Below are 9,726 nucleotides of genomic sequence, written 5' to 3' on the forward strand. Positions count from 1 at the left end.
ACGTTGATTCTGTGGGTGGTTTGACTTGTATTTGTGTTGTTGTAGCTTACGCTTCCGCCAGACGGGTCTGTTATGTCTCTTGTTATTGTGAATTCGCATGTTATGTTGTTTTGGGTATTGTCGTATGTTTGTATTGTTGTGTTCTGTGAGTATGTGTCTGCGTTGTCCCAGTCGTATGTCCACGTGTATGGGTTTGTTGTGTCTGTTCCTCCTGTGCTTGTTGTTGCTGGGAATGTTACATTTTTCACTCCGCTTGTTGTGTCTGTTGCTGTGACGCTAACATTGTAGGCGCCAGTTGATTTATTGCTGTAATACAATGTAATTCCTGAGACATACCCGTATGTTGAGTTTTCAGTTACTACACTGATGCTGCATGTTGGTGCTGTTGTGTCTATTGTTATTGTCCTTATTCCTGATGTGCCTATGTTGTTTGTTGAGTCGTTTGCAAATACTTTGTATGTGTATGTTCCGTCAGAAAGCCCTGTTTTGTTTACATACCATACTGTTCCTGAGCCGCTCATGCTTTGGTTTGTCCCGTTCCATTGCAGGTTTGCTGAGATGAGTGTTTCGCTTCCTGTGATGTTGATGTAAGTGAATGCCCTGCTTATGTTTGAATTGTTGGAGTCAGTTGGGTAGGCAAATGTTATTGTTGGTGTGCTTGAATCAACTTTTATTTCATTTGCTGATGTGTAGCTTGCTGTGTTTTGGACGTTGTCTGTTGCATTGTATGCGTATTTGTAGCAGTTTCCTGACGCGAGTGTTGCATCATCCACATATGTTTTTCCTGTTGCGCTGCTTCCTATTGCGCTCCATATTCCATATGCTCCGCATGTTGTATCTGTGAGTGTTGCTGACTGCCGGTAGAGCTGGGCAGTTAATAGCCCTGCGCTGTCTGTTCCCTCGCTAACATTAATTCTGTGAGTGGTTTGACTTGTATTTGTGTTATTGTAGCTTACGCTTCCGCCAGATGGGTCTGTTATGTCTCTTGTTACTGTGTAGGAGCATACTCCAGAGTTTTGCGCATTGTCATATACATATACTGTTGAGCTTGAGGAGTAAGAGTCTCCTGTGTCCCAGTCATATGTCCAGGAGTATGCGCTTGTTGTGTCTGCTCCTCCTGCGCTGGTGGTTACCGGGAATGTAACATTTTTCACTCCGCTTGCTGTTTCTGTTGTTGTGACGCTTACATTATATCCGCCGGTTCCTGCGCTGTTGTAGTATAGTGTGGTTCCGGATACATAGCCGTATGTTGAGTTTTCTGCAATTGCGCTGACGCTGCATGTTGGTGCAACGCTGTCCACTTTTATCTCATTTGCTGAGGTGTAGCTTGCTGTGTTTCCTACGTTGTCTGTTGCATTGTAAACATATTTGTAGCAGTTTCCTGACACAAGCGTTGCATCATCCACAGTTGTTTTTCCTGTTGCGCTGCTTCCTATTGTTGTGAATGCTCCGTATGCCCCGCATGAGCCCGCGCTAAGTGTTGCTGACTGCCTGTAAAGCTGGGCAGTTGCAAGCCCAGAGCCCGAATCAGTTCCCTCACTTACATTAATCCTTTCTGTTGATTGAGAAGTGTATGTGTTGTTGTAGCTTACGCTTCCGCCTGCTGGTGCAGTTATGTCTCTTGTTACTGTGTAGGAGCATACTCCAGAGTTTTGCGCATTGTCATATATGTATACTGTTGAGCTTGAAGAGTATGTGTCTCCTGTGTCCCAGTCATATGTCCACGTGTATGGGTTTGTTGTGTCTGCTCCTCCTGTGCTTGTGGTTGTTGGGAATGTTACATTTTTCACTCCGCTTGTTGTGTCTGTTGCTGTGATGCTTATGTTGTATCCGCCTGTTCCTGTGCTGCTGTAGTATAGTGTGGTTCCTGAGACGTAGCCGTATGTTGAGTTTTCTGCTACTGCGCTGACGCTGCATGTTGGTGCAACGCTGTCCACTTTTATTTCATTTGTTGATGTGTAGCTTGCTGTGTTTCCTACGTTGTCTGTTACGTTGTATGCGTATTTGTAGCAGTTTCCTGAAACGAGCGTTGTATCATCTACTGTTGTTTTTCCTGTTGTGCTTGTTCCTATTGCTGTGAATGTTCCGTATGCTCCGCATGCTCCTGCGGATAGTGTTGCTGACTGCCGGTATAGTTGTGCAGTTGATAGTCCGGAGCCAGAGTCAGTTCCCTCGCTCACATTGATTCTTTCTGTGGATGCGGATGTGTAAGTGCTGTTGTAGCTTACACTTCCTCCCGATGGATTTGCATTGTCCCAGTACACATTGAATGCTGCGGTGCTGCTGTCGCTCCAGTTGTTGTAGCATGTTGCTGTTGCAGATGCATAATCAGTTTTATCCAGATTATCCCAGTCATATGTCCAGTTGTATGGAGTTAAGCTGTCGTTTCCTCCTGCGCTTACTGTTACTGGGAATGTTACATTGCTTATTGATGCGTTTGTTCCTCCTGTTGTTGATGCGCTTATGCTGACTATGAAATCTCCTGTGCTTGCATTATTGTAATAAACGCTTGCCCCCGTGACATAAGAATAAGATGTGCCTTCAGATATTCCGGTTAAGGTGCATGTTACTGAATAAGCCCATGCGCGGAATCCAAAATATTGCATGTCCTCTGCAAAAGGATTTACTCCATAAAGCAAAAAGAAGAGCATTGCAAGAGCAAGAAGTATTCCAGTTATTCTCCTTCCCTCTCCGCTTCTGTCTTTTAATCTCATTTTATCAAAAGTGATTTGCTGAATTATACATCCTCCAGGTTTTCCTGCTCTTTTTTCTCTGATTTTTTGCTTTCTCTTTCAGAAGAATCAGCTTTGTTTACAGCATCTGCAATAAGCCGTTCAATTTTAGTAGAAATCTTCATCCCATTATGGGTGCAGAACCTTTTGAATTCTTCGAGAATCGCATCATCCAAGGTTATGGTGATTCTTTTTTTCACAGTTATTGCCTTCTTTCAGATGTTTTTTCTTCTGCTGCCTAAAATACATACTTTTACGTATTTTAATGTATTAATATATACAAATATGATATTAGTATATAAATATTTCTTTTTTCCCACTATTTTAAGCCATTTTTAATAGATTTTAGAACAAAACTCTTTTTTGAGGCAATTAAACCTTTTTTAAAAGCTAATCTAGAAAAGGGAATATTTTAATTTATTAATTTAAACTGTTTTATCTGCCCGTTGAGATACTTGTCATTTTTCAGGCTTTCAAAAAGCTGCTTTGGATTCCTGAATTTCCGCTTCACTTCTGCAAAAATGCGTTTTTCCCTTATGAAAGTTTTCTTATATTTCTTTTTGAATGCTTCTGTATTCGCTTTCATCTCAATCGGAGGGCCGCCGGTTATTACTGTTCCTGAAGCAAGCGCTTTTTTTAATGAATCTGCGCTTATCTTGTAGAAGAATACTGCCTTTTTTCCCTTGTCCCATTCCCAGTTCTTCTTTTCAACAACAAAGCCATTCAAAGAGAGTTTTTTTTCAATATAAATGAATGCCTTAAGAATCTTGCAGCCGATGACATCCTCTTTTCCGCTTAATGGGATTACATCTGCATTAGTCCATCCCTTTTCATTATGCTCAACACTCGTTGCTTCAAAGAATTTTTTCTTCGGATTTTTTAGAAATTCTCCTGCTGCTTTTTTGAATATTTCAAATTTTTCATATGAAAGCGATGCTGATGCGTTCCTGTCCTTCTGGACTGGGTCAACAAGCACTAACGGACCTTCTGTCTTTGAGGTGTTGAGGTTGAAAAGCGCCTTTCCTCTGTGGTGGTTTTCTGGGTCAATCACATTTTTCTCATTGCTTTTCCATTTTGATGCAGATGAGAGAAGATTAATGAATCCTCCATAATGTATTGTGAGTATGTCAATCACGTGCCCTGAGAATCCATTGATGAATGACTCTGCCCCATAAACGCCATTTGCCTTGCAGAAAGCCCTTGCCAGGCGCACTTCATCTGCAAGCTTTGGTTTCCTGTCAATTCTTCTTCGTATCCATGCAACATGCAGGGGGCTTACATCCATCACATTTCTTGCCTCGCCTGAATTCCTTATGTCAAGAACAGGAACAACCTCAAACTTTATTCCATCTTTTTCAAACTGATAATAATCCCTTGAGCCGTTAAGGGTTTTTGGATTGAATTTTTGGAGAATCTTCATAAGATGTGCTGAAATATCCTTGTCCTTGTATAACTTTAAGCCAAACCTCACAAAAACATCGCAGTCATAGTCGTCGCGGAGGAAGGTTCCCTTTGCAATTGAGCCTCCGAGAGTTGCCTTCGCCCTTATTTTCCTGCTCTTTATCTCTTTGTTTATCAGGGCAATTACTGAATTGCACCTTTTGAGGACAGATTCATCTGGCTTTACCTCTTCAAGCACTTCTCCGAGAATTTTTTTGCATTCCCTTTCATTCATATCCAAAAGAAAAGATGAGTATTATAAAAAGGTTGCCAATATTTAGTTTTTTTTAAGAGAAAAAGAAGATAAAATAAAAAAATAAAACATTAAATTTTCTAAGCAGTCACTGTCTGGAAAAATCTGTCTATATTGTATCCAATCTCTCCAAACGTGCTCATCTGAGCGCAGTCAACCGGGCAGTTAAGAGCGGTTTCAGGATACCTGCACATTTTGTCCCCGCAGATTGTGCAGTAGAATTCAGGGGGCTCTGCAACGCAGGACAATTCTCCTGAATCTGTTGTGTAGCAGTGCGGACCTGATTGTGCGCCTGAAACAGGAATCTTGATTATTCCTTCTCCCCAGCAGCAAGCATCAGTTTCTGAAGAGTATCCAATGACAGTTCCCTGAATGCATTTCCTAATCGGCGTTGCAGTTGGTTTTGGTGGGATGCAGTTGGTATCTGCCGAACTTGCGCATGTCCTGATTGGAGTTGGTTCTATGCAGTCAACCGGGCAGTTTTCGGAAGTTTCTAGCGGTGCCGCGCATTTTCCGTCGCCGCAGTTTTGGGGAATGTTTCGGCACACTCCGTTTTGGCATGGTCCTATTTCACATTGTGTCATCTGCCATTGGCTGTTGATGCATTCTGCTGCAGTGTTGGTGTTTATGCATTTTCTCTCTCCGGTTTGGCAAGTTGTTACGCAGTCAGCGTCCACATTGCATTCATTTGGCGGAAGGGTGCAGTTTGTGGAGCAGGGAACCATGCCTTCGCCTATGTAGAAAATAGCGCAGGTATTGCCGTTAAAAGCGCAGTGTTTGTAGCTGCCTCCGCACATTTTGGTGCATGGCGTTTGAGAAGGTGTTGGCGTTGGTGTTGTTACAGTTTTGCATGCTCCATTTTGGCAGGTGGTTCCTGTTCCGCATTCGTGTGTCTCGTTCTTAACTATATTGTTCTCACAATAATACTCTACAACATAATATTTGTCAGGAATAGCGGGACAGGGAGCAGGAGGTGGCGGACAAGAAGCGGTTTTCGCAACAATACAGTTATCTGTATAAGTGTTCGAACCTAAAGTCACTGACCCTTGTATACCATAATTTCTGCCGCTGTCTGAATCTGTGCATGTTGGCGTAGTTAATGAGCAATCAGACGGGCATGAGCACTTATTTTCGGGGCTCTTGCATATTCCGTCTCCGCACTTGGTGCAGTAGCCGGGATTTCCCGCAATCAAAGTATCGCATCCCGCTGTTGTGGTAAGCGCATAAATCTTAGTAAGCCCTGAACAGCATCCGGCGCTATTTACGATTCCGCCCTCAGATGTGCATGGCTTTTGAGATGGCGTTGGAGTCGGTGTTGTTGTTTCTGTTTCGTAATTTGTGTAGCAGTTGTAGAATTCCCTTTCGTTTCCTTCAAAATCAGTGCTCCTGAATGTGCAGCCATAACTGGTTTTATTCAGTGTTACAAATATTATCGGCTTTTGGGAATAGTCAGTTCCTTTTTCGCTGCTGAGCAGGAAGAATCTAACTGCCCCGGTGTTTATCGGCGCAACATAATAATAAATTTCTGCGATGTAAACAGTGACTCCCCCCATAATGTATTTTGAATATGGTTTAACCGCTTTTAATTCTCCGTTTATTTTTATTGTAGCGGCAGAACCATCATTGTTTATTCCTATTACTGAAATTTCAACAGCGGCACTGTACTGATCAAGGATTATTGTTTTATTCTTTCCTAGGTCTATTGTTGTATCATAGTAATAATTGAAAGCGTTGAATGTGGCGGAATAAATGTCAATCTGCTTTGATTCGCCGTATTTCAAAGTGTCATTTTTAGAATTGACTTTTAGGAGGATTTCTGAATTCTCTATGTTATTCGCATTCTCTGTTAAATTCAAAACTTCAACTGCTGGTTTGCTTATGCAGTCAGCGTCTACATTGCATTCATTCGGAGGGAGGGTGCAGTTTGTGGAGCAGGGAACCATGCCTTCGCCGATGTAGAAGATAGCGCAGGTATTGCCGTTAAAAGCGCAGTGTTTGTAACTGCCTCCGCACATTTTGGTGCATGGCGTTTGAGATGGCGTTGGCGTAGGGGTTGGTGTTGCTAAGAGAACTGCCTTGCATTCGTTATTGACTGTTTTGCATTCATAGCCCGGTTTGGGCATCACATCCGCGCATTTTGTTGCTGATGAAACAATCTGGCATACCCCTCCGCACCATCCGCAGGAGCCATTTCTTATTATTGTGCCTTTAGTGCCTGTCTCTTCTCCTGCGTTTCCTGAATACTCAATCAGGAGCTTGGGGGAATACTGCGATTTTTCAGAAGAGTAAAAAATCTTGTCTATCTCAGAGGATTCATCATCTGCAATCAGCTTTATCCCGTAATATTTTCCTGAGGTTATCTTTGATGCTGATGATGTTAAGTCAAATGTATACCATCCAGGAGCACCAACTTCTGCGCTCGCTATAACAACTGCCTCTGAAGTTGGCTGGTTTTTCCATACTGCGCTTGTCCATTGGGTTGTTATGTAATGGGCGTTTACAATAATTTTTTCGCTGCTACTTTCCTGCGGTATTGTCTTGTAAGAATATACCTTCAGCTCAATTTTTGTGATTTCCTTTCCTGAATATGCTCTTGTGTCAAAGAACATCATGCTCCTTATTTTTCCCTTGTAGTTTCCGATATGCAGGTCAAGCCTGCCGTCTTTTGAGAGAGTGGGCTGGAGTTCGTATACAAAAGTGTCCTTTTTCGGGGAGAGTTCTGCTGTTTGAAGTTCTGAAACAGCTGCACCTGTTATTGATTCCTTGTTGTAGCTGTCTGCAAATGTGAAAAATCCCAGGAGAAAAACAAGTGCAATGAGAAGAGTTCCCTCTATCGCTGCTGCCTTTCTTGATTTTATTGAATTCATATCAGTCCACCTCATTTTTTAGTAACAATAATTTCTTTTCCCATATTCTCAATTATGATTCTTCCAGGTGATTTCATGCAGAATGTTGATTCAGCAAGAATCTCTTTTGTTGTTGCTATCGGCTCTGCAACACCAGTTTCAATTGTCACAAGAAAGATGTTTTTTCCAGTGGTCCCTGCGCTCTCCTGCAGAAAACTGCTCGTGTCAATGTCAGGGGAGTCAATGTCAAGTAAATTAACAAAGCACGCTTCATATCCGCTCGGAACCTGCACAAGGTATTCCTTGCTCTCCCCGTATGAAAGAGAGTTTATCTCATTTGCAATTGCTTTCTTGAATTGGAGAACTTCAGCCTTGCTTCCCCCTTCCCGCATGGTGCTTATTGCCTTATAGCCGAAAAGAATTGTTAATCCGATTATCAGTGCTGTTGTTATATATATGAATATCTGGGACTGCATCTCTGCGCGCTTGCTTGACATCTATGAATTAAAGAGTATACTAATATATAAATATTTTCATAAAGACTAATGAAGAATTTTTTGAATTTGCCATTAATAAAATTCAATAAAAAAATAAAAAATTGATTTTTCTTAAGGAGTAACGCATACCTGTCCTGCCGGGCAAATGCATTCTCTGTTACTGCACCCATACTGGCAGTTGAATGTCATCTGGTATGCGATATTATTGTAGCAGTATCCTTCATAGAGCACACCTATCAAATTTCCTGTTCCGCAGGAATCAGTATAGCTGTGCAAGGCATCTGCTGCTGTTCCTTTATTGTAAAGTTCCTGCCCTCTGTCTGAGTCAGTTCATGCTGCAGGTGATGGCGCAGGTGTCGCTGTTGGCGGGATTTGGCATGCCCCGCTAAGGCACTGGTATCCTGCTCCGCAGGTGTATGTTATCCTTGCAATCTTGTTCCTTGAGCAGTATCCCTCATAAAGGGTGTTTCCCGAGCAGTAGTCTGTGAATACTGATTTTCCGGATTTTGTTGTTCCCATAACCAGATAATTCCTTCCGTTGTCAGAATCTGTGCATGTTGTAACTGCCCACCCGGTTATTTCATTAATCATCCAGAGAAAAATAAACGCTGCAACTGCAATAAGGGCAATAAGAACGATTAATTTTGCCTTGTTCCCAAGGCAGCATTTAATGTGCTTGCTTTGAACTTTCTTTTTAGAACTCTTCTTAGAAGCCATTTTACACCTCATTTTTTTTATTTAATATTGCGCAATGTGTATATATGATATTTTTAAGGGCTGGAGATATATAAAACTTGCTTAAAGCATTAATGGCTGTTGTCTCCAGCAGGTAATTTTTACTGCTTTTCCCATACCAAAACCTATAAATATCAGTGCAGATTCAGAAAAACTGAAAATTATTAAATACAAAAGGAAATAAGGCAGTTAATTCAGGAAAATTTCGCTTAATTAAATGAAAGAGTGCTGATATGACAAGGATAAACAAGCTTGTTATGGAAGGGTTCAAGTCATTTGCAAAGAGGACAGAGCTTCTTTTTGATGATAAATTCAATGTTGTAGTTGGTCCAAATGGCTCAGGCAAGTCCAATGTTCTTGATGCGCTGTGCTTTGTTCTTGGGAGGCGCTCCACAAAGAGCCTGAGGGCTGAGAAAACCGCAAACCTCATCTATAATGGCGGAAAAATCAAGAATCCGTCAAGCAAGGCAGAGGTTTCAATATTCTTTGACAATGCCGACAAAACATTTCCCCTTCCGGAAAAAGAGATTAAGATTACAAGAATTGCAAAGCAGAACGGGCAGAGCGTTTACAGGATAAACGACGGAAGGGCAACCCTCCAGCAGCTGATAGAGCTTCTTTCCTCAGCAAGAATTGACCCGGACGGGTATAATATAGTTCTTCAGGGCGATGTTGACCATCTGATAGAGATGAGCTCTTCTGAAAGGAGGCAGGTTGTTGAGGAGATTGCGGGGATTTCTGTTTATGAGGACAAGAAAGAGAAAGCCATGTCTGAGCTTGGAAGGGTTGAGGAGCGCCTGAGAGAGGCGGAAATAGTCCTTGCAGAGAGGGAAGCCAACCTGAAGGAGCTGAAAAATGACAGGGACCAGGCGCTAAAATACAAGGAGATGAAGGACAAGATTGACCAGAACAAGGCAACATACTTTGATTTCCAGATTAAAAAGAAGCAGAAGGACATTGAAAGAATTGAAAAAAGAACTGCTGAGATGAACGGAGAAATAGAAGAATTCAAAAAGCAGGTTGTCGGGATAAAATCTGAAATTGATGAAAGGAAAAAGCTTGTTGAAAAAATAACAAGGGAAATCGAGGAAAAGGGGGAGAAGGATGAGCTTTCTGTCAACAAGGAAGTTGAGGGGCTTAAGGTAACTCTTGCAACCAATTCAACTAAGATTGATAATCACAAAAAGGAAATCGCAAAGATAGAAGAGAGGATATTATCCCTT

General features: G+C 41.9%; 8 protein-coding genes. 1 reads left to right on the plus strand and 7 read right to left on the minus strand.

What is annotated here, in order from left to right; genetic code table 11:
• The 7 genes from NTV63_02160 to NTV63_02190 all read right to left on the minus strand — a co-directional run.
• On the minus strand, positions 1–2,714 hold a 2,714-nt coding region (locus NTV63_02160), incomplete at its 3' end, for an Ig-like domain-containing protein (GenBank protein MCX6709738.1).
• Positions 2,715–2,737: 23 nt separating this feature from the next.
• Complete coding sequence (locus NTV63_02165; GenBank protein MCX6709739.1) at positions 2,738–2,932, minus strand: hypothetical protein; 195 nt, start codon at positions 2,930–2,932, stop codon at positions 2,738–2,740.
• A 212-nt stretch (positions 2,933–3,144) separates the two neighbouring features.
• Positions 3,145–4,407, minus strand: a complete 1,263-nt coding sequence (locus tag NTV63_02170) for a nucleotidyltransferase domain-containing protein (protein MCX6709740.1) — start codon at positions 4,405–4,407, stop codon at positions 3,145–3,147.
• A gap of 98 nt (positions 4,408–4,505) precedes the next feature.
• Positions 4,506–7,292 (minus strand): DNRLRE domain-containing protein, encoded by a 2,787-nt coding sequence (locus tag NTV63_02175; GenBank protein MCX6709741.1) that lies wholly within the window; start codon positions 7,290–7,292, stop codon positions 4,506–4,508.
• 11 nt (positions 7,293–7,303) lie between these two features.
• Complete coding sequence (locus NTV63_02180; protein ID MCX6709742.1) at positions 7,304–7,768, minus strand: hypothetical protein; 465 nt, start codon at positions 7,766–7,768, stop codon at positions 7,304–7,306.
• A gap of 111 nt (positions 7,769–7,879) precedes the next feature.
• A complete protein-coding gene (locus NTV63_02185; protein ID MCX6709743.1) occupies positions 7,880–8,044 on the minus strand; it encodes a hypothetical protein in 165 nt (54 codons plus the stop codon).
• A 54-nt stretch (positions 8,045–8,098) separates the two neighbouring features.
• A complete protein-coding gene (locus NTV63_02190; protein MCX6709744.1) occupies positions 8,099–8,485 on the minus strand; it encodes a hypothetical protein in 387 nt (128 codons plus the stop codon).
• A gap of 251 nt (positions 8,486–8,736) precedes the next feature.
• On the opposite strand from NTV63_02190, the gene NTV63_02195 reads away from it, so the two are divergent.
• Positions 8,737–9,726, plus strand: a 990-nt coding sequence (locus NTV63_02195) for an AAA family ATPase (GenBank protein ID MCX6709745.1), incomplete at its 3' end; no start/stop codon positions are given.

Source organism: Candidatus Woesearchaeota archaeon (assembly GCA_026394965.1).
Classification (GTDB): Archaea; Nanobdellota; Nanobdellia; order Woesearchaeales; family 0-14-0-80-44-23; genus JAPLZQ01.